Source organism: Telluria sp. LT2P80 (assembly GCF_059685955.1).
This window is the reverse complement of record NZ_JCASIO010000001.1, coordinates 303867-327679: the sequence shown is the minus strand read 5'-3', so window position 1 is coordinate 327679 and position 23813 is coordinate 303867. Positions and strand designations below refer to the sequence as shown.

Genomic DNA, 23813 nt, shown 5'->3' with positions numbered 1-23813 from the left:
TCTGGAGTACATCATGCCTCTGCTTTCTTCATCCATCCGCGCCCTGGTGCAGATATTGTTTCTTGCGCTGCTTGGCGCGTCGTCGCTCGTGCATGCGGCAACGCGGCAGTTCACCGTCACCGCCCCCGACGGCGTGACGCTGGCGGTCCAGGAGTCCGGCAATCCAGCCGGCCCGGCGATCGTCTTCATTCACGGCCTGTTGGGCAGCCACATGAACTGGGAGGCGCAGCGCGCTAGTCCGGCCCTGCAGGGGTACCGCCTGATCAGTTACGACCTGCGCGGCCATGGCCGCTCCGGCCAGCCGCGCGCCGCCACTGCGTACAGCGAAGGACGACGCTGGGGTGACGACCTCGCCGCCGTCATCGCTGCCACCGGAGCACGCCGGCCGGTACTGGTCGGCTGGTCGCTGGGCGGCGTCGTGATCTCGAACTATCTGGCGGCGCACGGCGACCGCGGTATTGGCGGGGCGGTCTATGTCGATGGCGTGATCGAGCTAGGCCACCCCCAGCAGATCAAGCCACATCCGGCGGTGTATCGCGATCTGAATGCAAGCGTGCTGACCACGCGGCTGGACGCACAGCGGGCCTTTCTCGCGCTGTGCTTTGCCACACGGCCCGACCAGCCCCCGTTCGAGAGATTGCTGGGCGCCGCGGCGATGGCGTCGTGGGACATGCAGGCAGCGGTGTTCAAGCTCGATGCGCCGCTGGGCGGCCTGGCGCAGGCGCGCGTGCCGGTGCTGCTGCTGTATGGCGCGCGCGATGCGCTGGTCGCTCACGACGCTGCCATGGCGCGTGCGCGGGAGGTGAATCCGCGCGTGACGCAACTTATCTACGCCGCGGCCGGACATGCACCGTTCGCGGAAGAACCGGAGCGCTTTTCACGTGACCTGGCAGCCTTTGTGGCTGCGGCGAAAGGTCAAGTGGCAGGGAGCGCTGCTGAGTAGACACCGTCCAGCAGCGTGTACAGCTGCGCGATATCGATCGGCTTGACCAGATGATGGTCAAACCCAGCCTGCAGGATCTGCTGGCGGTCGCTCTCCTGGCCATAGCCGGTGATGGCGATCAGCAGCGCGTGGGCGGTGCCGGGGCGGGCGCGCAGGCGGCGCGCCAGTTCGAGGCCGTCGATGCCGGGCAGGCCGATATCGAGCAGGCATACCTGCGGCGGGTTGGCCAGCGTGGCGGCCAGTGCCTCGAGCGGATCGTGTTCGACCTGCACCTGGTGCCCGTTTGCTTCCAGCAGCATCGCCAGCATGACGGCAGCGTCGATATTGTCGTCGACAACCAGCACGCGCAGCAGCGCCGTGTCCGCGCCCGGCTGCGCATCGGGCATTGGCGCAGTCGCCGCCGGCGCATGGATAAGCGGCAGGCAGACCGAGAACCGGCTGCCCTGGCCCGCGCCTGCGCTGTCGCAGGCGACTTCGCCCCCATGCAGCCCGATCAGGCTTTTCACGAGCGCCAGGCCCAGCCCCAGTCCGCCCGATGAGCGGTCCGAACTGCGCTCGGCCTGCGTGAACAGGTCAAAAGCGCGCGCTGCCAGCTCGGGCGCCATGCCGATGCCGTTGTCGAGGACGTCGATATGCAGCCGGTCGCCGCGCGCGAAGGCGCTGACGGCGAGGCGACCGCCTTCGGGCGTGTACTTGGCGGCGTTGCCCAGCAGGTTGGCGACCACCTGCACCAGGCGCTTGCGGTCCCCCAGCACCTGCGTGCCGGGCGGTGGCAGGTTCAGCGTCAGCGAATGGCCACGTGAATCGATCAGCGGCGTGACCTGTTCCACCGCTTCGTGCAGCACGGCGCCCACGTCCAGCACGGTCTGGTCGAGCTCCACCAGCCCGCGGGTGACGCGCGAGACGTCGAGCAGGTCGTCGATCAGCGCCGTCATGTGTTTCACCTGGCGCCCGATAATCTGGCTGGTGCGCTTGAGCATGCCGTCGTCGAGCTTCGTGCGCTGCAGCAGTTCGGCCGCTGCGCCGATCGGCGCCAGCGGGTTGCGCAACTCATGCGACAGCATCGCGAGAAACTCGTCCTTGCGACGGTCGGCTTCGCGCAGCTTGTCTTCCCATGCCTTGCGCTCGCTGATGTCGCTGGCCGCGCCAATCCATTCATAGAGTTCGCCAGCCGCGTCGAACATCGGCACGGCGCGCGACAGCGTCCAGCCGCAACTGCCGTCGCTGCGCCAGACCCGGTGCTCGAGTTCCAGGACCGCGCCGCCCTCCATTGCCCGTGCGATCCCGGCCTGGACGAGCGCATGGTCGCCGGGCGGAATGTAGTCGTCAAGCCAGTTGCCCGTGGGGGACTCCGTGTCCTTCATGAAGCCGCGTCCTTCGAGGCGGCGCATCTCGGACCAGTCGGCGCTCATGCGGTAGATGACGTCGGCCGTCGCATTGGTCAGCGTGCGGAAGCGTTTTTCGCTTTCGCGCACGGCCGCTTCGGAATTGACCTGGTCGGTGACGTCGATGTTGCTGTGTGAAATGCAGACCAGTTCACCATCGGCGCCGAAGATCGGCGTGCTGGTGGCGGTCCAGAAGCGTTCTTCGAACCCCGTCTCGCCATTGGGCAGCACGACCGGAATCGGATAGCGGATGGCGGGCAGGGTGTCGGGATGCCTGCTGGTGCGGACCCGGGCCAGGGAGTCGCGCAGCAGCACTTCGCCGGAATCGCCAGGGTCGGCCGGATTGCTGGGGAATGCCGTGAACAGGCTGAGGCCCACGAGTTCAGTGCGCGTGCGCGCCGAGGCCTTCAGGAACGCGTCGTTCACGGCCAGGATCGTCGCTTCGGGCGTAGGAGACAGCAGGTAATGCCCGAAGGGCGATCGGTTGAAGACAGACTCGAACAGGTTGGTGGGCAGCATCGATGTTCGACAAATGGTTGCAAAAGGTTAAATAATTATAGGCCACATTTGACGGATGCTGCACCAATTCCAAATGTCAACTGTGGCCTTTGATCATTCGGCGACGCGCACCACCAGCTTGCCGAAATTCTTGCCGTCAAGCAGGCCAATGAATGCCTCGGGCGCCTTGTCCAGCCCTTCGACGATGTCTTCACGGTAGCGCAGCGAACCATCCTTGATCCAGCCTGCGGCTTCTTTCAGGAAGGTCGGCTCGAGCCGCTCGACAAATTCGTTCTGCAGGAAGCCGCGCACGGTCAGGCTTTTGAACAGCGTGAGGCTCAGGTCGATCGAGGCGCCCGCGCCGGCATCGTTGTAATGCGACACCAGGCCGCACACAGGAATGCGCGCGAAGTTGTTCAGTAGTGGCTTGACGGCTTCGAGCACCTGGCCACCGACGTTCTCGAAATACACGTCGATGCCGTCCGGGCAGGCCTTGGCCAGCTGCTCGGCGAAGTCCGGTGCGCGGTGGTCGACGACAGCGTCGAATTTCAGCTCGTCCTTGATGAACGCGCATTTCTCGGGCCCGCCGGCGATCCCCACGGCGCGTGCGCCCTTGATGCGGGCGATCTGGCCGACGACCGAGCCGACGGCGCCGCTGGCGGCGGCCACGACGACGGTTTCACCTTGCTTCGGCTGGCCGATTTCGAGCAGGCCGGCATACGCCGTAAAGCCTGGCATGCCGAGCACGCCGACGGCGGTGGACACAGGCGCGCTGTCCGGATCGACGCGGCGCAGATTGCTGCCGTCCGAGATGGCAAACGATTGCCAGCCGGAGTAGGCCACGACGATGTCGCCTTCTTTCCAGTCCGGGTGGTTCGACTGCTTGACGCGGGCGACGGTGCCGCCGACCATCACGTCGCCCAGCTCCAGGGCGGCGGCGTAGGTGGCGGTGCCGTTCATGCGCGTGCGCATGTACGGGTCGAGCGACAGGAACAGTGTTTCAAGCAGCAGTTCGCCAGCGCCCGGCGTCGGGATCGGCGCATCCTCGATACGGAAGTTCTCTGCGGTCGGCTTGCCCTTCGGGTGCGACACGAGGACGATGCGGCGGTTGGTTGTTGCGGTCATGTGGAGAGCTCCTTGAAGTGGATCGGATGGCATAGCATAAAGAACCTTGACCGATGCTGCCCACGCGCCACACCCGATCGTTGAAACTGGCCGCCAGGCAATGTCATACGGCGCGAAACGGAAGGGCGTGCGTATAATCGCCATACGTTTGCCCTATCACTACAGAAAAAACAACTCATGGCCTCTTCTTCCGACAACATCAGCATGGCGGTGTTCTGCGACTTTGAAAACGTCGCACTGGGCGTTCGCGACGCCAATTACGAAAAATTCGACATCAAGCCAGTGCTGGAACGCCTGCTGCTCAAGGGCAGCATCGTGGTCAAGAAGTCGTACTGCGACTGGGACCGCTACAAGGGCTTCAAGGCGGCGATGCACGAGGCGAACTTCGAGCTGATCGAGATCCCGCACGTGCGCCAGTCGGGCAAGAATTCGGCCGACATCCGCCTCGTCGTCGATGCACTCGATCTGTGCTACACGAAGTCGCACGTGAACACCTTCGTCATCATCAGCGGCGACTCCGACTTCTCGCCGCTGGTCTCGAAGCTGCGTGAAAATAACAAGCAGGTGATCGGCGTGGGCGTCAAGCAGTCGACCTCCGACCTGCTGGTGGCAAACTGCGACGAATTCATCTTTTACGATGACCTGGTGCGCGAACAGCGCCGTACCGCCGCCAAGCGCGACGAGCGCAAGGCCGCGCCACAACCGCGCCGCTCGAATGCCAGCAACAACACCAACACGAATGTCGGCGACGACAAGCGCAAGGAAGAACTCGAAGCGCGCAAGGTGCAGGCGCTCGACATGGTGGTCGAGACGTTCGACGCGCTCACGTCCGAGCGCGGCGACACCGGCAAAATCTGGGCCTCGCTGCTGAAAGACACGCTCAAGCGCCGCCGTCCCGATTTCTCGGAAACCTATTACGGCTTCCGCACCTTCGGCAACCTGCTCGAAGAAGCGCAGACCCGTGGCCTGTTCGAATTCGGTCGCGACGAAAAATCCGGCACCTATGTGTTCCGCAGCGCGCATGCGGGCAATGTGGCGTCCAGCCAGGAAGCCCAGCAGGACGGCACGCAGGCGCCGGACGCCGTGGTGCAGGACATGCTCGATGCGGCAGCGCCGGTCGAGGGCAACGACGAGCCGGTCAAGAACGATGGCCGTCGTGGCCGTGGCCGCGGTGGCCGCAAGGGCGGTAACCGCAATGAAGCGTCGAACGTGCCGGCGCTGATGGAGCCGGTGGCGGTTGAGCCGGAACCACAGGAAGAACTGTTCGAGGAACCGGCAGCGCAGCCGGAATCGCAACCGCAATCGCAACTGGAATCGCAACCGGCCAGGACCGACGGCCGTCGTGGCCGTGGTCAAGGCGGGCGCAAGGGCGGCAACCGCAACGATGCGTCGAACGTGCCGGCGCTGCTGGCGCCGGTTGCCTACGAGCCGGAAGCACAGGACGACACCTTCGACGAACCGGCATCGCAACCGACGCTGGTCGTGAGCGACGCCGAGCTGGTGGAAGCTGAAGCAGCGCCGGCGCCGGTCGAGAAGGAACGTCGCCGCGCGCCACGCAAGCCGTCGGCCAAGAAGCTGGCGGAGCAGGCTGCGGCCGAAGCTGCTGCTGCGGCAGCCGAAGCGGAAGCACAGGCTGCTGCGGCTGCTGAGGCGCAGGAAGAGGTCGCGCCTGAGCCAGAGGTGGAGGCAGAAGCAGAAGACGCCAAGCCGGCACGCACCAAGGGCGCACGTCCGGCGCGCAAGGCCGCACCGCGCAGCCGTCGTCCGGCCAAGCCAAAGGCCGGTTCCGACAACGGCTAATCACAGACTGGCGCGCGCCGCGCGCCCTTGCGCGATGCCATAATCACGACGCCTGTCCGGTTTTCGGGCAGGCGTTGTCGTTTGATGGAGCCTCGCATGCGCACACGTGCCGTCCTGTTCCTGCTGTCCTGCCTGGGCGCGCCTGCGCTGGCCGCTGCGCCGGCGGACGTCGCCGCCGGTCATCCGATCCTTGGCATCTGGCGGCTGACGGTGCCCGGCACCGAATGCGCCGAGACCTACCGCTTTCGTGCCGACGGCACCACATTCGTCACCAGCGCCGCTGAAGTCTCTGAAAGCGTCTATACCATTTCCGCACAGCCCGACAAGCAGGGCTTTTATCGCCTGCAGGACCGCATCGTCAAAGACAACGGCAAGCCCGATTGTTCGGGCAATGTCATGAAACCGGGCGCGCAGGTCATCAACTTCATTCAGTTTCACCCGTCACGCACCATTTTTCTGATGTGCGCCGACCAGACCATGCAAACCTGTATCGGGCCATTCCGGCGGGTGCGCAGCGAAGAGGTTTGAGCGCCGGTTGCCCGGCAGTGTATATTGCTGGGCAAAACGATCATCCCCGGCTTTTCATGTCCCCGTTACTCCTGTTTTGCATCCTCATCGGCTACTTCGCCTTGCTGCTGGCCGTGGCCTGGGCCACGTCGCGCGGCGCCAACAACGACAGCTTCTTCATCGGTAACAAGAGCAGCAACTGGGTGCTGGTCGCCTTCGGCATGGTCGGCACCACGCTCTCGGGCGTGACGTTCGTCAGCGTGCCGGGCGCCGTTGGCGCCGATGGCTTTGGCTATGCGCAGATCCTGATCGGCTACGTGATCGGCTACCTGGCCGTCACCTGGCTGCTGCTGCCGCTGTACTACCGCCTGCAGCTGACGTCCATCTACCACTACCTCGACGTGCGCCTTGGCCGGCGCGCCTACCAGAGCGGGGCCGGGTTCTTTATCATCTCGCGCCTGCTGGGCGCCACCGCGCGCCTGTACCTGGTGGTGAACATCCTGCAGGCGATCATCCTCGACAGCCTGGGCGTGCCGTTCTGGCTCAGCACCCTCGTCGTGCTGGGGATGATCCTGCTCTACACTTACCAGGGCGGCGTCAAGACCATCGTCTGGACCGACACGCTGCAGACGACCGGCATGCTGTTCGGCCTGTTCGCGTGCGCCTGGTTCCTGCTGGGCGAACTGAACCTGTCGGTGCCCGATAGCCTGGAGCAGATGCGCTCGAGCGGCCTGGCAAGCGTGTTCACGACAGACCTGAACAGCCCGAATTTCTGGCTCAAGCAGATCGTTGCAGGCGCGCTGATCACCATCACCATGACGGGGATGGACCAGGAAATGATGCAAAAGACCATCTCGGTCAAGACGCTGGCCGACTCGCAAAAGAACCTGCTGGCGCTGACGGCCGTGCTGGTCGTCGTGCTGCTGTCGTTCCTGTTCCTGGGCGGCCTGCTGTACCTGTACGCGCCGACCGTGGGCGTGACCGCCACCGGCGACAAGATCTTCCCGGCCGTCGTGATGGGCCACCTGCCACCGGCGCTGCAGATCATCTTTCTGATCGCGCTGATCTCGGCGCTGTTCCCGAGCGCCGACGGCGCGATCACGGCGCTGACCTCGTCGACCTGCATCGACCTGCTGGGCATCAAGCGCAGGACGGATTTGACGCAGGCGCAGGCCGAGGGCCTGCGCCGCCGCGTGCACCTGGGCTACGCGTTCCTGTTCCTGCTGCTCGTGATGGGCTTCAAGGCGGCCGACAATCCCAGCATGATCGGCGTGATCCTCAAGCTCGCGGCGTACACCTATGGCCCGCTGCTTGGCCTGTTCGCGTTCGGCATGTTCACGGCGCGCGTGCCGCGCAATCGCCTTGTACCGCTGGTCACGATCGGTGCGCCGGTCCTGTGCGCGATCCTTGAGTACAATCAGGCGTATCTGCTCGGCTCGTACCGACTCGGGCTGGAACTCTTGATGATCAACGGCATGCTGGTGTTTGCGGGGCTGTACGCGATTTCGCTGCGCCATCAGGGCCGTCATGCCATGCAGTCTGCTTAATCATGCATCAACCTTCCATGCAACAACCTTTTATGGAGTATCGATGGCCTTCAAGCCCCTGAGCGCCCTGCGGCGCGGGTTCGTCATGCTGTGGACCGCGCTCGACGTGACCCGCCGCACCTTCGTCAACCTGCTGTTCCTGCTGATCGTGATCATCGTCGTCTCGCTGTTCTTCAGCGGCGGCGTCAAGCCGCTCTCGAACAAGACGGCGCTGGTGCTCGAGATCCGGGGCGACCTGGTCGAGCAGTATGAAACCACGCTGCGCGACGCGGTGCTCGACAACGTCGGCGGCGATTCCAAACGCACCGTGCGCCTGCGCGACGTGATCGTCGTGCTCGACGCGGCAGCGCGCGATCCGAACATCTCGAGCGTCGTGCTGTTGCTCGACGAGATGCAGGGCGGCGGCATGGCCATGCTGCGCGAGATCGGCGCGGCGGTCGACCGCGTCAAGAAGAGCGGCAAGACGGTCGTTGCCTGGAGCGGCAGCTACGACCAGAAGCGCTACCTGGTCGCGTCGCACGCCAGCGAAGTCTATGTCCATCCGATGGGCATGGTCATGATCGAAGGCTTCGGCGGGCGCCGCAACTACTACCGCGACGCGCTCGACAAGGTCGGCGTCACCGTCAACCTGATCAAGGTCGGCACCTACAAGAGCGCCGCCGAGCCGTACATCGCCAACGGCCCGTCCGACGCCGCGCGCGAAGCCGACGCCTATCTGTACAACGCGTTGTGGTCCGGCTACACGGGCCTGGTCGAGAAAAACCGCAAGCTGCCCGATGGCGCGATTGCCGGCATGATCGAATCGCTCCCCGAGCGCATGGACAATGCCGGCGGCAGCGCCGCCAAGGTGGCATTGCAGGCAAAACTGGTCGATGGCCTGAAAACCCGCGACGAACTGCGCGACCTGATGATCAAGCGCGGCGCGCCGGACGACGACAACAAGTCGTTCCGCCAGATCGGCTTCTACGACTACCTGTCGCGTCATCCGCAGAAGCAGTTCGGCGATGCGGTCGGCGTCGTGGTTGCCGCCGGTTCCATCACCGATGGCGACGGCGGCCCTGGCGTGATCGGCGGGCGCAGCATGGCCAACCTGATTCGTCAGGCGCGCGAAGACGACAACATCAAGGCGCTCGTGCTGCGCGTCGATTCGCCGGGCGGCAGCGCCTACGGGTCTGAACTGATCCGGCGCGAGCTGGAACTGACGCGCGCCGCCGGCAAGCCTGTGGTCGTGTCGATGGGCAGCGTGGCAGCGTCCGGCGGCTACTGGATCTCGATGGCGTCCGATGAAGTGATCGCCGACCCGGCCACCATCACCGGCTCGATCGGTGTATTCGCGCTGCTGCCGACGGCCGACAAGGTCGCCGCCAAGCTGGGCATCCACACCGATGGCGTGACCACCACCTGGCTGGCCGACGCCTACAACCCGCTGCGTCCACTCGATCCGCGTTTCCAGCAGCTGGTCCAGTCGAGCATCAACAACGTCTACAGCGACTTCACCACCAAGGCGGCAGCGGCGCGCAAGACCACGCCGGCCAAGATCGATGAAGTGGGGCAGGGTCGCGTCTGGACCGGTGTCCAGGCCAAGGAACGCGGCCTGGTCGATCGCCTGGGCGGCTACAACGATGCGCTGGCATCGGCTGCCGGTCGCGCCAAGCTGGGCAAGGATTACCGTGTCGTGTATGTCGAGCGTCCGGTGACGCGTGTCGAGCGTTTCCTGCAGATGGCGGGCGCCTCGGCGGCCCAGGCCATGACGATCCAGGTCAAGCTGGGCCTGATCGAGAACGCGATTCCGGCAGGCCCCGTGAACCAGGTTGCCGCCGATATGGCGTTCCTGTCGGAACTGACCACCGAGCGCAAGCCGTTTACGGCCGTCACGCACTGCTTCTGCGGTAACTGGTGATGTACGCTGGCGTGGGCATGCTCCACATGCAGCGACTTTGTAACTGATTGAGACAAGGGCGGGACGGGCGCGACACGCTGGTGTTGCGCCCGTTTGCCGTTTACGGCTGCCATTCAGGGGCTAACCGTGTAAATCGGTGTTAAGTGAGTTGGCAAGGTGCCGTTTCAAGGCCGGTTCGCCCCCTATTCTATGTACGTTACGAAACATTCCATGTGAAATTCGCATGCTACAGTCATCGTGAGTAGTAGTGCGTAGCACGCATTGACAAAAAAAATCGACAAGGACAAGCATGGACCAGCATTCTCCGATCCCTCCCGCCACCAGCCGCCCGCCGCGCAAGAAGCGCACCCGTGTCATTGGCGGCACCATTGCCGTGCTGTCGATGGCCGCCCTGGGCTATCTGGCCTGGACGCTGATCAACCCGGCACCTGCCAGCGGCCCGGGCGGACCGGGGATGTCGGCAGGCGGCCCTGGTGGCGGTGGCGGTCGTGGCCCTGGTGGCCCCGGCGGTGGCAGGGGCGGCCCGGCGACGACGGTCGGTGTCGCTACTGCGACGGTGGCCGACATTCCGGTGACGCTCGAAGCGCTGGGCACCGTGGTGCCGGCCGCAATCGTGACGGTACGCCCGCAGGTCTCGGGCGTGGTCCAGAAGATCCACTTTACCGAGGGCGAGCTGGTCAAGCCGGGCCAGGTACTCGCGACGATCGACCCGCGCCCGTTCCAGATGGCGCTGCTGCAGGCGCGTGGTCAGCGCCAGCGCGACGAAGCGCAGCTCGACAGCGCGCGCGTCACGCTCAAGCGCTTCCAGACGCTGCTCGAACAGGATTCGATCGCACGCCAGGAAGTCGACACGCAGGCCGCGCTGGTCAAACAGCTCGAAGGCACGGCGACGATCGACCGCGCCGCCGAAGGCACGGCCCAGCTCAATCTCGATTACGCCACCGTCCGCGCACCGATCGGCGGGCGCGTTGGCCTGCGCACGGTCGACGTGGGCAATCTGGTCGGCAGCGGCGACACGGCCGGCATCGCCGTGATCACGCAACTGGCCCCGATCGACGTCGAATTCGCGGTGCCGCAGGATGGCTTGCCGGTGCTGCAGCAGCGCATCACGCAAGGCGCGAAGCTGCCGGCCACCGCGCTGGACCGCACCCGCACCGATGCACTGGCGACGGGCAGCTTCATCGCGCTGGACAACCAGGTCGACACGTCGACCGGCACCGTGCGCGCCAAGGCCCGCTTTACGAATACGGATGGCAAGCTGTTCCCGAGCCAGTTCGTCAACCTGCGCCTGACCGTCAACACGATCCAGAACGCGGTGCAGGTGCCGGTCACGGCGCTGCGCCATGGCACCGACGGCGACTTCGTCTATGTCCTCGACGCCGCCAAGCGCACCGTGTCGCTGCGCACCGTCAAGCGCGGGCAGGCGACCGTGGACAAGGTGCAGATCGCCAGCGGCCTGAAAGCCGGCGAGCAGGTGATTACCGAAGGCGCCGACCGCCTGCGCGATGGCGCCAGCGTCGTGCTGCCGGGCGACAAGCCAGGCGGCGGGCGTGGCGCGGGGCAGGGCGGACGCGAAGGCGCAGGCCGGCCGGCGCGGGGAGCACCGCAATGATGGTGCCGTATCCGGTGCACGGGAGCAACGCGTGAGTCCCTCGACCCCCTTCATCCAGCGGCCGGTCGCCACGGCCCTCCTGATGCTGGCGATCGTGCTGTCCGGCCTGGTGGGCTACCGCTTCCTGCCGCTGGCCGCGCTGCCGCAGGTCGACTTCCCGACCATCCAGGTGCAGACGCTGTATCCGGGCGCCAGCCCCGAAGTCATGGCGCGCACCGTTACTGCGCCGCTCGAACGCCAGTTTGGCCAGATGTCCGGCCTGACCCGCATGAGTTCCACCAGCGCCGCCGGCGTGTCGATGGTCACGCTGCAGTTCGCGCTGGGCGAGACGCTCGACGTGGCCGAGCAGGAAGTCCAGGCCGCGATCAATGCCGGCGGTTCGCTGCTGCCGACCGACCTGCCGGCGCCGCCTGTTTACGCCAAGGTCAATCCGGCCGATGCGCCGGTGCTGACGCTCGCGATCACGTCCGACACGCTGCCGCTGACCGAAGTCCAGAACCTCGTCAACACGCGCCTGGCCCTGAAGATCAGCCAGGTCTCCGGTGTGGGCCAGGTGTCGCTGTCGGGCGGCCAGCGGCCGGCCGTGCGCATCCAGGCCGATACCGACGCTCTCGCATCGTATGGCCTGGGCCTCGATACGCTGCGCACCGCGATCACCGCCGCCAACGCCAACAGCGCCAAGGGCAGCTTCGACGGCCCGACGCGCTCGTACGCGATCAATGCCAACGACCAGCTGGTCACGGTGCCCGACTACCAGAACCTGATCGTCGCCTACCGCAATGGCGCGCCGGTCAAGCTGCTCGAAGTGGCCAAGGTCGTCGACAGCGCCGAGAACGTGCGCCTGGGCGCCTGGGCCAATATGAAGCCGGCGATCATCCTGAACGTGCAGCGCCAGCCGGGTGCGAACGTGATCGCCACCGTTGACGCCATCAAGGAACGCCTGCCCGAACTGCAGGCCGGCTTGCCGAGCGCGCTGCGCATGGATGTGCTGAGCGACCGTACCACGGGCATTCGCGCCTCGGTCAAGCATGTGCAGATCGAGCTGGTGCTGGCCGTGATCATGGTGGTGCTGGTGATCTTCGCGTTCCTGCACGACCTGCGCGCGACCGTGATTGCCAGCCTGGCCGTGCCGATCTCGCTGATCGGCAGCTTCGGCGTGATGTACCTGCTCGGCTACAGCCTGAACAACCTGTCGCTGATGGCGCTGACGATCGCCACCGGCTTTGTCGTCGACGATGCGATCGTCATGATCGAGAACATCGCGCGCTACATCGAAAAGGGCGAGGCCCCGATGGCCGCCGCGATCAAGGGCGCCACGCAGATCGGCTTCACGATCATCTCCCTGACCGTCTCGCTGATCGCCGTGCTGATCCCGCTGCTGTTCATGGGCGACGTGGTCGGGCGCCTGTTCCGCGAATTTGCCGTCACGCTGGCCATCACCATCCTGATTTCAGGCGTGGTCTCGCTCACGCTCGTGCCGATGATGGCCGGGCGCTGGCTGCGCAGCCACGAGAATGAAAAACCAAGTCGCTTCGCCGTCAAGTTCCAGGCCTTCTTCGACCGCGTGATTGCGCGCTACGACGTGATGCTGGGCTGGGTGCTGAAGCGCCAGGGCCTGACGCTGCTGGTGGCCCTGGCCACCGTCGTGCTGACCGCCGTCATGTGGACGATCATCCCGAAAGGCCTGTTCCCGACCCAGGACACCGGGCAGCTGCAGGCGCGCGTCCAGGCACGCCAGTCGATTTCGTACACCGACATGGCCAAGCTGCAGCAGGAAGCCGCGCGCCGCATCATGCAGGACGAGGCGGTCGAGTCGGTCGCATCGTATGTGGGCGTCGACGCAGCCAACAACACGATGCTCCATACCGGCACCATGCTGATCAACCTGAAGGCCGACCGCGGCGACCAGGCCGAGACGATGTTGCGGCTGCGCCAGCGTGTCGCTAATGTCGCGGGCCTGCAGCTGTTCCTGCAGCCGACGCAAGACCTGACGATCGATGCCGAAAGCGGCCCGACCCAGTACCGCTTCTCGGTCGAAGGCGCCGATACGGAGCTGGTCAACGCATGGGCGCGCAAGCTCACGACCAAGATCGGCACCTTGCCCGAGCTGCGCACGGCGGTCACCGATGCCGGCGCGACCGGCGCGGCTGCCTTCATCGACATCGACCGCGACACGGCGTCGCGTCTGTCGATCACGGCCGCTTCAATTGACGATGCGCTCTACAGCGCCTTCGGCCAGCGCATTGTCTCGACGATCTTCACCGAGACCAACCAGTACCGCGTGATTTTGGAGGCGCAGCGGGACGAGGCGATGTCGATCGCCGCGCTGGGCCGGCTGCAACTGCGTACCGGCTCGGGCCAGTCGACGCCCCTGTCGGCGGTGGCCACGATCACTGAACGCCAGGCGCCGCTGCAGGTGATCCACGTAGCGCAGTACCCGGCTGCCACGGTCGGTTTCGATACGGCAGCCGGCGCCTCGCTGGGCGATGCCGTGGCTGCGATCCGCACCGCAGCCGTGGACATCGGGATGCCGGCGTCGGTCAGCATGACGTTCCTGGGCGCATCCGGCGCCTACGAGTCGTCGCTGTCGAACCAGCTGTGGCTGATCATGGCGGCAGTCGTCTGCGTCTACATCGTGCTGGGCGTGCTGTATGAAAGCTATATCCACCCGCTGACCATCCTGTCGACGCTGCCGTCGGCCGGCGTGGGTGCGCTGCTGGCGCTGTGGGTCAGCGGCCAGGGGCTGGGCGTGATCGGCATCATCGGCATGATCCTGTTGATCGGCATCGTCAAGAAGAACGCGATCATGATGATCGACTTCGCGATCGAGGCCGAGCGCGAAGAAGGCAAGTCGCCGCTGGACGCGATCCGCCAGGCGGCCTTGCTGCGCTTCCGCCCGATCCTGATGACGACGCTGGCGGCGCTGTTCGCGGCGGTGCCGCTGATGCTGGGCACGGGCGAGGGCGCCGAACTGCGGCGCCCACTGGGCCTGGCGATGTTCGGTGGCCTGGTCCTGAGCCAGCTCCTGACGCTGTTCACCACGCCGGTGATCTACCTGGCGTTCGACCGCACCGCGCGGCGCCTGACGGGCAAGGCGCCGCACAAAACCGAGGGAGCGGGCGCATGAACCTGTCGCGCCCCTTCGTCGAACGGCCGATCGCCACGGTCCTGCTGACCATCGGCATCGCGCTGGCCGGCATTGCCGCCTTCTTCGTGCTGCCAGTGGCGCCGCTGCCGCAGGTCGACTATCCGACCATTTCGGTGTCGGCCTCGCTGCCGGGCGCGAGTCCCGACACGATGGCATCGAGCGTGGCCACGCCGCTCGAGCGGCGCCTGGGCGCGATTGCCGGCGTCAACGAAATGACGTCCAGCAGCGGCACCGGCTCGACCAGGATCAACCTGCAGTTCGAACTGAATCGCCAGATCGATTCCGCCGCGCGCGAAGTGCAGGCGGCGATCAGCGCCTCGCGCGCCGACCTGCCGGCCACGCTGCGCAGCAATCCAACCTACCGTAAAGCCAACCCGTCGGATGCACCGGTACTGATCCTGGCGCTGACGTCCAAAACCAAGGCGCCGGCGGAGATTTTCGAGTCGGTCTCGAATCTCGTGCAGCAGCGCCTGGCCCAGGTCAAGGGCGTGGGCGAAGTCGAAATCGGCGGTGGTTCGCTGCCGGCCGTGCGGGTCGAGCTGGTGCCGTATTCGCTGAACCGCTATGGCGTCTCGGCCGAGGACGTGCGCGCCGCGATTCAGGCGACGAACCCGAACCGCCCCAAGGGTGAGATCGACAGCAATGGCAACCGCCTGCAGATCTATTCGCAGCCAGCCGGGGGCGATGGCCGTAGCGCCGCCGATTACAAGGACCTCGTGGTCGCGTGGCGCAATGGCGCCGCCGTGCGCCTGTCCGACGTGGCGAGCGTGTTCGACGGCCCCGAGAACATCTACACGCTGGGCCTGTTCAACGGCCAGCCGGCCGTGATCGTGCTGGTCACGCGCCAGCCCGACGCCAACGTCATCGAAACCGTCGATGGCATCCGCGACCTGCTGCCGTCGCTGCAGGCGCAGCTGCCCGGGGACATCCAGCTGGCGATCGCATCGGACCGCACCAACTCGATCCGCGCCTCGCTGCACGAGATCGAATTCACGCTGGTGCTGTCGATCGTGCTGGTGGTGGCCGTGGTCAGCGTGTTCCTGCGCAGCCTGCGCGCCACCGTGATCCCGGCAGTGGCGACGGTCGTCTCGCTGCTGGGCACTTTCGGCGTCATGTATGCGCTGGGCTTTTCGCTCAATAACCTGTCGCTGATGGCGCTGACCGTGGCGGCCGGCTTTGTCGTCGACGATGCGATCGTGGTGCTGGAAAATACGGCGCGCCATATCGAAAATGGTATGGACCGCATGGCGGCGGCCTTGCTCGGCGCGCGCGAAGTGGGCTTCACGGTGCTGTCGATTTCGCTGTCGCTGGTGGCCGTGTTCATCCCGCTGCTGTTCATGGGCGGGCAGGTGGGTCGCCTGTTCCGTGAATTTGCCGTCACGCTGTCGGCCGCGGTGCTGATCTCGCTCGTGATCTCGCTGACGACGACGCCGATGATGTGCGCCTGGCTACTGCGCCCCGAAGACAAGGACAAGAAGCCGGGGCGTCTTGCGCGCTGGTCCGAAGGCGGCTTCGCGCGCGTGCTGCGCGTCTACGAACATGCCCTTGACTGGGCGCTGGCCAGCAAGGTGCTGGTCATGATCATCCTGCTGTTTACGGTCGGCCTGAACATCTACCTGTTCACCAATGCGCCGAAGGGCTTCTTCCCGCAGCAGGATTCCGGCCAGATGAATGGCGGCATCCGCGCAGACCAGAGCATTTCGTCGCAGGCCATGCAGAAGAAGATTTACCAGCTGGTCGAGATCATCCGCAAGGATCCGGCCGTCGAAACGGTCGTCGCGTTCACGGGCGGCGGGCGCGCTGGCGGCGGCTTCATGTTCGTCAACCTGAAGCCGGTGAGCGAGCGCGATGTCGCGGCGCAGGCCGTGATCGCGCGCCTGCGGCCGCAACTGGCCAAGGTCACCGGCATCACGATCTTCCTGAATCCGGTGCAGGACTTGCGCATGGGCGGGCGCTCGAGCAACTCGACCTACCAGTACACGCTCAAGAGCGACAACGCGGAAGACCTCAAGCAGTGGGCCGCCAAGCTGGCCGAGGCCATGAAAGGGCAGCCGGCGCTGGTCGACGTCGACACCGACCAGGCCGAAAACGGCGTGGAAACCTATGTCACGATCGACAAGGAGAGTGCAGCGCGCATGGGCATCACCACGCGCGACGTGACCAATGCGCTGTACAACGCGTTCGGCCAGCGCCAGGTGGCGAACATCTACGATGAGCTGAACCAGTACCATGTGGTGATGGGCGTGGCGCAGAAATATGCGCAGTCGCCCGAAGCCTTGAAGGATGTGTACGTGCCGGCGCGGGCCGCCGGCGGAAGCGAGAACGTCGTGTCGTCCAGTACCGGCACGGCCGCCGCTGCCGGTGCTGCGGGCGCGGCGACCTCGGCGACCGCAAGCCTGACGGCGGCGCGCGATCCGTCCGGTGGCCAGGCGCTGGCCGACAACGCCGCGACAATGGTGCCGCTGTCGGCGATTGCCCGCTTCGCCGAAAGCGCGACCGCGACCTCGGTCAGTCACCAGGATGGCGAACTGGCCACCACGGTGTCGTACAACCTGAACGAGGGCTTCACGCTGACCGACGGCGAAGCCGCCGTGCGCCAGGCCGAAGCCGACATCGGCATGCCGATCAATGTGCGCGGCAGCTTCCAGGGCACCGCTGCGGCAGCGCAGGCGTCGAGCCAGGAGCAGCCGCTGCTGATCCTGGCCGCGATCGTCGTCATCTACATCGTGCTCGGCATCCTGTACGAAAGCCTGATCCACCCGATCACCGTGCTCTCGACGCTGCCGTCGGCCGGTGTGGGCGCGGTGCTGGCGCTGCTGATGTTCAAGATGGAGTTCTCGATCATTGCGCTGATCGGCGTATTCCTGTTGATCGGCATCGTGAAGAAGAATGCGATCCTGATCATCGACTTCGCGCTGGAGGCCGAGCGTGCACGCGGCCTTACCGCAATGGAAGCGGTGCGCGAAGCCTGCATGCTGCGCTTCCGCCCGATCCTGATGACGACGCTGGCTGCCGCGCTGGGCGCTTTGCCGCTGGCGATTGGCTTCGGCGAAGGCTCCGAATTGCGCCGGCCGCTGGGCATCGCCATCATCGGCGGCCTGGTCGCGAGCCAGCTCCTGACACTGCTTACCACGCCGGTCGTGTATGTCTTGCTCGACAAGCTGCGCACCCGCAAACCCGATGAACACGCGTTGAGCCGCCATCCGCACGACGTCGATCCGACGCCGGGTGCCGGCCCATCGCTCGCCAAACCATGATGCCCATGCAAATCTCGACTTCCCTGCGCCTGACCCTCCTCGCCATGGCCCTCGGCCTCGGTGGCTGCGCCGTCGGGCCCGTTTACGAACGGCCTGCCGCGCTGCCGGCCGGCCCGGTACCGACAAGCTACAAGGGCGTCAACGCGCCCTTGCCGGGCTGGGAGCCTGCCGCGCCCGCCGACGCACTCGAGCGCGGTCCCTGGTGGCAGCTGTTCAACGACCCGGAACTCGATCGCCTGAGCCGTCAGGTGGAAGCGGCCAACCAGAACATTGCCGTCGCCGTGGCCAACTATGCCCAGGCGCGCTCGATCGTCGCGCAGCAGCGCGCGTCGCTGTTCCCGGTGGTGTCGCTTGGCGCCGGCGGCGACCGTGCCGGCGGTGGCAGCGGCGACAATAATCGCGGCGCCGCCAGCGCCTACCGCCTGCAAATCGGCGCAAGCTGGGAGCCGGACGTGTTCGGCCGCCTGCGCACGGCGGTCGATGCGGCCGAAGCCAGCGCCCAGGCCAGCGCCGCCGACTTGGCCAGCGTGCGCCTTGCGGCGCTTGGCGAGCTGGCGATCAACTACTTCTCGCTGCGCCAGACCGACGCCCAGATCGGCATGCTCACGGCCACCATCGAGGGCTACGAACGGGTGCTGCAGATCACGTCGAACCGCTTCGCGGCCGGCGTCTCGGCGCGCTCGGACGTGCTGCAGGCGCAAACGCAGCTGGCCACGGCGCGCAGCGATGCACTTGGCCTGCAGCGCTCGCGCGCCGAACTCGAACACGCGATCGCGGTGCTGGTTGGCCAGAGCCCGTCGAGCTTTGCGCTGGCAAGCACGCCATGGCAGGTCGTGGTGCCGGCCGTACCGGTCGGCGTGCCATCCACACTGCTGCAGCGCCGGCCCGACATCGCCGCCGCCGAACGCGATGTGGCGGTGGCCAATGCCAACATCGGCATCGCCCGCTCGGCCTACTTCCCGACCTTCGGGCTGTCGGCTTCGTATGGCAACAACACGAGCCGCGTGGGCGACCTGTTTTCGCTGTCGAATGCGGCCTGGTCGTTTGGCCTGTCGGCAGCGCAGACGCTGTTCAATGCCGGCGCCACGCGCGCCAGCGTCGAAGGCGCCGAGGCACGCCAGCAGGCCACCGTGGCCAACTACCGCCAGGTGGTCCTGACGGCGTTCGCCGATGTCGAGAATGGCCTGGCCGCCACGCACGTGCTCGAACAGCAGCAGCAGTTGCGCGTCGAGGCGGCAGAAGCGGCCGGCCTGGTCGAGCAGCAGATCCTGAACCGCTACCAGGCGGGGCAGGTGAGCTATACCGAGGTGGTGCAGGCGCAGGTCACGGCGCTCAATGCGCGTCGCCAGCTGGTGCAGGTGCAGGCCGACCGCCAGACGGCGGCGGTGTCGCTGATCCAGGCGCTGGGCGGCGGCTGGACCGACGCAGAGGTGAACAACGCACCGCCAATTGTCAATTAAGCCGGGCCAGGGCTTACAATGACGCATCCGAGGCCCGAGCGACTTTATGAAAAAATGGATTGACCGTATGCTGGGCGCCGACAAGGCGCCGGCCCCTGATGCCAGCGAAGCGCCGGCCGGCGAAGCGGCGCACGACCTTGCGGTGCAGGTCGACGCCGCGTATTACCGCTGGCTGACCGCTTCGGCCGGCTACGATGCCACGCCCGAGGTCGAGGAGCACCTGCTGGACCTGGTACGCACGCTGGCGCTCGACCCGGGCGCGGCCAGTGGCCTGGTGCCGCGCATCCCCGAACTGATCCCCGAACTGCTGCGCGACCTGGCCGACGACGCCGTGTCGCAGGGCGCGCTCGCACGCTCGGTCGAGCGCGACACGGTGCTGGTGGCCGAGGTGATCCGCGAAGCCAACAGTGCCTATTACCGCCCGCTGCAGCCCATCAAGTCGCTCGATGCCGCGCTGTTGATGCTCGGTCAGAACGGCCTGCGCATGCTGCTGGCGCGGATCGCGTTCCGGCCGCTCTTGCGCATGGCCGACACCGGCTTTGCACGCCACGCTGCGCCGCTCGTGTGGCACCAGGCCGAGAAGTGTGCGCTGGCGTCAAGCCTGATGGCGCCGGGCATGGCTGCCGGTGTGTTCGAAGCGTACCTGGCTGGCCTGATGCAGAACCTGGGCTTGCTGGTGGCCTTCCGCTTGGCCGAGCGCGCGGCCGAAGCGGGCAAGATTCCCGGCTCGAGCGAATTCGGCGCCCGGCTGTTTGCCGTCAGCCGGGGGCTGTCTGCGTCGATCGCGGCGCATTGGGAGTTTCCGCCGGATGTCGTGCAAGCCATCGCCACTTCCAGCACGCCGGCCGCCTCGGCGCTGGCCCGGGCGCTGGAGCGGGGCGACCAGATCGCCAAGCTGCGCCTCTTGATCGACGCGCATGTCGTCGCGGAGGACGACAGCCTCGTCAGCGCTGGTCTGGACAGCTTTGAACGGCGCTGCCTGGGCAAGCTGGCTGACATCCGCGTTTAGGGCGCCGGGCAGATCCGGTTGCGCCCACCTTGCTTGGCCGTGTAGAGCATCGCGTCGGCCTGGACAAACAGCTCGTTTTCGCTGCGCTGCGCCGGAAACGCGGCCAGGCCGCCGCTGAACGAAAAGCGCCGCTCGTCGCCCGGCGCCACCTGGAACGCGATGGCGCCGAAGGCGGCGCGCAGCGCGTCCAGCCGCGGCCAGGCCTGCGCCAGCGTGCAGTCCCAGAATACCACCACGAACTCCTCGCCGCCAAAGCGGCTGAGCAGATCGCGCTCGCCCATCTGCGGCGCCAGGCACAGGCATAGCCGCTTGATGACGATGTCGCCGAAATGGTGGCCCCAAGTGTCGTTGATGGTCTTGAACTTGTCGATGTCGATGACGCCAAATGCCAACGGTTTGTCTTCCAGCGTGGCCTGGCGGATCAGGTCCTGTGTTTTACGCCGCAGCCCGACCTTGTTGAGCAGGCCGGTGGCGCGGTCCTTGCCGATCAAATCCTTGTTGACGCGGATCTTGGCCGCGCGGTTGGCTAGTTGCGCTTCGAGCATGCCCGAGCCGGTGTCGGGCAGGACGGCGTCAAAGCCATCGCCCAGCGCGCGCCGGGCCAGGGCGTCGTCGGGCCGGCGCTGCAGCAGCACGATTTCGCGCACCGGGTCAGCCTCGATATTCTTTTGCATCACGCGCGCCAGGGCGTCCACCCGCAGGTAGTCGCTGTCGGGGATCAAGACCAGATCGGGCTGCAATTCCTTGACGCGCAGGTGCAACGTGGATGGGTCGGCGTGGTAACTGACGTCGATGCGCTGGTCGCGCAGCGCCGCGTCATCCAGGCTGCCGGGCAGGCCGAGCGTGACCAGTGTGACGGCGTCGCCCCGCTTGCTCTGCACGAACAGGTTGAACAGCTTGTCGACCAGCACATCGTTGGCGATCGGCTTTTCGGCATACGCCAGGCAATGGCTGTCGACCAGCCGTTGCTGCAGCAGGAAGCGGCTGCCCTGGCGGCTCGATTGCAGGTACACATAGCTGTGACCGGGCGGCAGGCGCGCCAGCAATTCACCCAGCATCAGCGTCTTGCGCCCATCCTGCAGGTCGGCCTGCATATTGTGCAGGGTATCGAGGTCGATCACGAACAGGCTGGTGCCGCGATCGGCGTCGACGGCTGCGATAAATTGCGCCAGTTCGCTGAAGAAGCGGATGTCGAAATCGTATTTGTGCGCGTGCAGCAGCAACTCTGCCCGGTTGTCCTTGATGAAGAAACTCTGGCAGAGATACAGAACAGTATGTCGGTACAGTGATGCCTCGCTTGTCATGTTTGCATGCCTTTCCTGGATGCCCGTCTTGCAAAACGACAATATTACATCTTGCCAGACCAATATGACGCAGTGTTGACGCGACCGGTGCGGCGGTCGCATCGCCATAAATCGACACGGTGGGGATACAACGGCGATATACTCCCGCATTGCTTTTTTCATCCAGGGTGTTGTCTTGTTCAAATCGATTTTCCTGCCTGTCGTCCTCCTGGGCGCCGCGACCGCCGCCTTTGCCGACGAAGGCCAGTGGCAACCGCACCAGCTGCCGCAGCTCTCGTCCGAACTCAAGCGCATCGGCATCACGATGCCGGCTTCGAAGCTGGCCGACCTGAGCAAGCATCCGATGAGCGCCATGGTGTCGCTCGGTGGCTGCTCGGCCTCGTTCGTCTCGCCCGATGGCCTGGTGGTCACGAACCACCACTGCGCCTACGGCGCGATCCAGCGCAATTCGACCCCGGAACAGAACTACATCGTCAATGGCTTTTTGGCCAGGACCCGCGCCGAAGAACTGCCGGGCGGCCCGAACACGCTGATCTACGTGACCGAAAAGGTCGAGAACGTCACCAAGCGCGTGCTGGATGGCCTGAGCCCCACGCTGTCGGGCAGCGAGCGCCATGCACTGGTGGCCGCGCGCGTGAAGGCCTTGATCGCCGAATGCGAGACCGACAAATCGACGCGCTGCTCGGTGCCGGCGTTTCACCGCGGCCTGGAGTACTACCGCATCAAGCAGCTGATGATCCGCGACGTGCGCCTGGTGCACGCGCCGTCGGACCGCATCGGCAACTTCGGCGGCGACATCGACAACTACGAGTGGCCGCGCCAGACGGGCGATTACTCGTTCCTGCGCGCCTACGTTGGCAAGGACGGCCGTCCGGCCGACCCGTCGCCGGACAACGTGCCATACCGTTCGAAGGACTTCCTGGTGGTGTCGGCCGAAGGCCTGAAGAACGGCGATCCGATCCTGCTGGCCGGCTATCCGGGCCGCACCAGCCGCTACAAGCTGCCAAGCGAGATCCGCTTCGCGCGCGACGTCGATTTCCCGGCCAAGGCAGCCACGATCACGGCCGACCTGGCCACCATCGCCGCCGCAACCAAGGATAATCCGGCCTGGGACGTGCGCTATGCGAGCGTGGCCAAGAGCCTGAACAACGTGCTGAAAAAGACGCAGGGCCTGATGGACGGCTTCGCGCGCAAGGACATCGCCGCCATCAAGGACGTGCAGGACGCCGAGTTCCGCACCTGGCAGCAAAGCCATGCCGGCGCGAACAAGAACCTGCTGACCGAACTGGACGCCGTGATCGCCCGCGACATGGCCCTGCAACGCCAGGAATCTGCGTGGAATGAAGCGACCCACAGCGACCTGCTCAAGAGCGCACGCACGCTGTACCGCCTGGCCCTCGAACGCCAGAAGCCGGATGCGCAGCGCGAAGGCGGCTACCAGGAACGCGACCTGTCGTTCATCAAGGCGCGCCTGACGCGGCTCGAGCAATCGTTCGTCCCGAGCGTGGACGAAGCGCGCTACAAGGCCGCGCTGGCCCGCTACGCGCGTATCGATGGCGCCGTGCGCCCGCAGGGTCTCGACGCGCTGCTGCCGACCGAAGCGGCGCTGCCGGCAATGTACCGCAGCAGCGAGCTGGCCGACACCGCCAAGCGCCTGGCCTGGATCGGCAAGGACCCGCAGGCCTTCCGCGCCTCGAACGATCCGTTCATCGCGCTGGCCGTGCGCCTGCACGACGCCGGCATGGTGCTGGAAAACGGGCGCAACGAGATCGACGGCAACCTCGAACGCGTGATCCCGCAATACATGGCGGCCGTGATCGCGTTCAAGACGTCGCAGGGCAAGCCGGTCTACCCGGACGCCAACTCGACGCTGCGCGTGACCTACGGCACGGTGTCGCCGTACTCACCGCGCGACGGCCTGCTGAAAGGCCCGTTCACGACCGTCGAAGGCATTCTTGAGAAGGAAACCGACAAGGATCCATTCATCGTTCCGGCCGCGCTCAAGGAAGCGATTCAGGGCAAGCGCTACGGCGTGTTCAAGGACAAGGCGCTGGGCACCGTGCCGGTCAACTTCCTGTCGAGCGCCGACACCACGGGCGGCAATTCGGGTTCGGCCGTGATGAACGGGCGGGGCGAGCTGGTGGGCCTGAACTTCGATTCGACCTATGAATCGATCACCAAGGACTGGTACTTCGACACCGCCATCACGCGCGCGATCCACGTGGATATCCGCTACATGCTGTGGGTGATGAAGGAGGTCGACCATGCCGACAACCTGCTCAAGGAAATGACGATCAAGTATCCGAAGAAGTAAGCCG

Annotated in this window: 14 protein-coding genes; 11 read left to right on the top strand and 3 right to left on the bottom strand. The window is 65.9% G+C overall.

The window, feature by feature from the left end:
* The first annotated feature begins 13 nt into the window (after positions 1-13).
* Positions 14-943, top strand: a complete 930-nt coding sequence (locus AC56LW_RS01400) for an alpha/beta fold hydrolase (protein ID WP_499630919.1) — start codon at positions 14-16, stop codon at positions 941-943.
* Here AC56LW_RS01400 and AC56LW_RS01395 read toward each other — a convergent pair.
* Together AC56LW_RS01395 and curA are read right to left on the bottom strand one after the other, a co-directional pair.
* Entirely contained in the window at positions 916-2847 is a 1932-nt protein-coding gene (locus AC56LW_RS01395) for a PAS domain-containing hybrid sensor histidine kinase/response regulator (RefSeq protein ID WP_499630916.1), read from the bottom strand. The two genes, AC56LW_RS01400 and AC56LW_RS01395, sit on opposite strands and share 28 nt — an antisense overlap.
* A 93-nt stretch (positions 2848-2940) precedes the next feature.
* Positions 2941-3951: an NADPH-dependent curcumin/dihydrocurcumin reductase gene (gene curA / locus AC56LW_RS01390; protein WP_499630913.1), complete on the bottom strand. Its 1011-nt coding sequence runs from the start codon at positions 3949-3951 to the stop codon at positions 2941-2943.
* A 177-nt stretch (positions 3952-4128) separates the two neighbouring features.
* Between curA and AC56LW_RS01385 the strand changes: the two genes are divergently transcribed.
* From AC56LW_RS01385 to AC56LW_RS01345, 9 genes are all read left to right on the top strand, one after another.
* On the top strand, positions 4129-5751 hold the full coding sequence (locus AC56LW_RS01385) for an NYN domain-containing protein (RefSeq protein WP_499630910.1): 1623 nt from the start codon (positions 4129-4131) through the stop codon (positions 5749-5751).
* A gap of 96 nt (positions 5752-5847) precedes the next feature.
* Complete coding sequence (locus tag AC56LW_RS01380) at positions 5848-6279, top strand: hypothetical protein (protein WP_499630907.1); 432 nt, start codon at positions 5848-5850, stop codon at positions 6277-6279.
* A 56-nt stretch (positions 6280-6335) separates the two neighbouring features.
* Complete coding sequence (locus tag AC56LW_RS01375; protein WP_332531082.1) at positions 6336-7805, top strand: sodium:solute symporter; 1470 nt, start codon at positions 6336-6338, stop codon at positions 7803-7805.
* A gap of 43 nt (positions 7806-7848) precedes the next feature.
* Positions 7849-9705 carry a signal peptide peptidase SppA gene (gene sppA, locus AC56LW_RS01370; protein WP_499630904.1) on the top strand — a complete coding sequence of 619 codons (1857 nt, stop codon included), beginning with the start codon at positions 7849-7851 and terminating at the stop codon, positions 9703-9705.
* Positions 9706-9994: 289 nt separating this feature from the next.
* On the top strand, positions 9995-11317 hold the full coding sequence (locus AC56LW_RS01365; RefSeq protein WP_499630901.1) for an efflux RND transporter periplasmic adaptor subunit: 1323 nt from the start codon (positions 9995-9997) through the stop codon (positions 11315-11317).
* Positions 11318-11348: 31 nt separating this feature from the next.
* On the top strand, positions 11349-14444 hold the full coding sequence (locus AC56LW_RS01360) for an efflux RND transporter permease subunit (RefSeq protein WP_499630898.1): 3096 nt from the start codon (positions 11349-11351) through the stop codon (positions 14442-14444).
* Positions 14441-17722: an efflux RND transporter permease subunit gene (locus tag AC56LW_RS01355; protein WP_499630894.1), complete on the top strand. Its 3282-nt coding sequence runs from the start codon at positions 14441-14443 to the stop codon at positions 17720-17722. Before AC56LW_RS01360 ends, AC56LW_RS01355 begins: the two co-directional genes overlap by 4 nt.
* Positions 17723-17727: 5 nt before the next feature.
* Positions 17728-19182 (top strand): efflux transporter outer membrane subunit, encoded by a 1455-nt coding sequence (locus AC56LW_RS01350; protein WP_499630891.1) that lies wholly within the window; start codon positions 17728-17730, stop codon positions 19180-19182.
* Positions 19183-19228: 46 nt separating this feature from the next.
* The gene (locus AC56LW_RS01345; protein ID WP_499630888.1) at positions 19229-20191 is read left to right on the top strand and encodes an HDOD domain-containing protein; all 963 of its coding nucleotides are present in this window, start codon (positions 19229-19231) and stop codon (positions 20189-20191) included.
* On the opposite strand, the gene AC56LW_RS01340 is transcribed toward AC56LW_RS01345, so the two are convergent.
* Positions 20188-21495: a GGDEF domain-containing protein gene (locus AC56LW_RS01340; protein ID WP_499630885.1), complete on the bottom strand. Its 1308-nt coding sequence runs from the start codon at positions 21493-21495 to the stop codon at positions 20188-20190. The genes AC56LW_RS01345 and AC56LW_RS01340 overlap by 4 nt on opposite strands.
* A 175-nt stretch (positions 21496-21670) precedes the next feature.
* Here AC56LW_RS01340 and AC56LW_RS01335 point away from each other — a divergent pair, with 175 nt between their 5' ends.
* The gene (locus AC56LW_RS01335) at positions 21671-23809 is read left to right on the top strand and encodes a S46 family peptidase (RefSeq protein ID WP_499630881.1); all 2139 of its coding nucleotides are present in this window, start codon (positions 21671-21673) and stop codon (positions 23807-23809) included.
* The last annotated feature ends 4 nt before the right edge of the window (positions 23810-23813 follow it).

Excerpts from the sequence above, each read along its gene's own strand:
- AC56LW_RS01400 (WP_499630919.1), top strand. The coding sequence starts at position 14 with ATGCCTCTGCTTTCTTCATCCATCCGCGCCCTGGTGCAGATATTGTTT.
- AC56LW_RS01395 (WP_499630916.1), bottom strand. The coding sequence starts at position 2,847 with ATGCTGCCCACCAACCTGTTCGAGTCTGTCTTCAACCGATCGCCCTTC.
- curA (WP_499630913.1), bottom strand. The coding sequence starts at position 3,951 with ATGACCGCAACAACCAACCGCCGCATCGTCCTCGTGTCGCACCCGAAG.
- AC56LW_RS01385 (WP_499630910.1), top strand. The coding sequence starts at position 4,129 with ATGGCCTCTTCTTCCGACAACATCAGCATGGCGGTGTTCTGCGACTTT.
- AC56LW_RS01380 (WP_499630907.1), top strand. The coding sequence starts at position 5,848 with ATGCGCACACGTGCCGTCCTGTTCCTGCTGTCCTGCCTGGGCGCGCCT.
- AC56LW_RS01375 (WP_332531082.1), top strand. The coding sequence starts at position 6,336 with ATGTCCCCGTTACTCCTGTTTTGCATCCTCATCGGCTACTTCGCCTTG.
- sppA (WP_499630904.1), top strand. The coding sequence starts at position 7,849 with ATGGCCTTCAAGCCCCTGAGCGCCCTGCGGCGCGGGTTCGTCATGCTG.
- AC56LW_RS01365 (WP_499630901.1), top strand. The coding sequence starts at position 9,995 with ATGGACCAGCATTCTCCGATCCCTCCCGCCACCAGCCGCCCGCCGCGC.
- AC56LW_RS01355 (WP_499630894.1), top strand. The coding sequence starts at position 14,441 with ATGAACCTGTCGCGCCCCTTCGTCGAACGGCCGATCGCCACGGTCCTG.
- AC56LW_RS01350 (WP_499630891.1), top strand. The coding sequence starts at position 17,728 with ATGCAAATCTCGACTTCCCTGCGCCTGACCCTCCTCGCCATGGCCCTC.
- AC56LW_RS01345 (WP_499630888.1), top strand. The coding sequence starts at position 19,229 with ATGAAAAAATGGATTGACCGTATGCTGGGCGCCGACAAGGCGCCGGCC.
- AC56LW_RS01340 (WP_499630885.1), bottom strand. The coding sequence starts at position 21,495 with ATGACAAGCGAGGCATCACTGTACCGACATACTGTTCTGTATCTCTGC.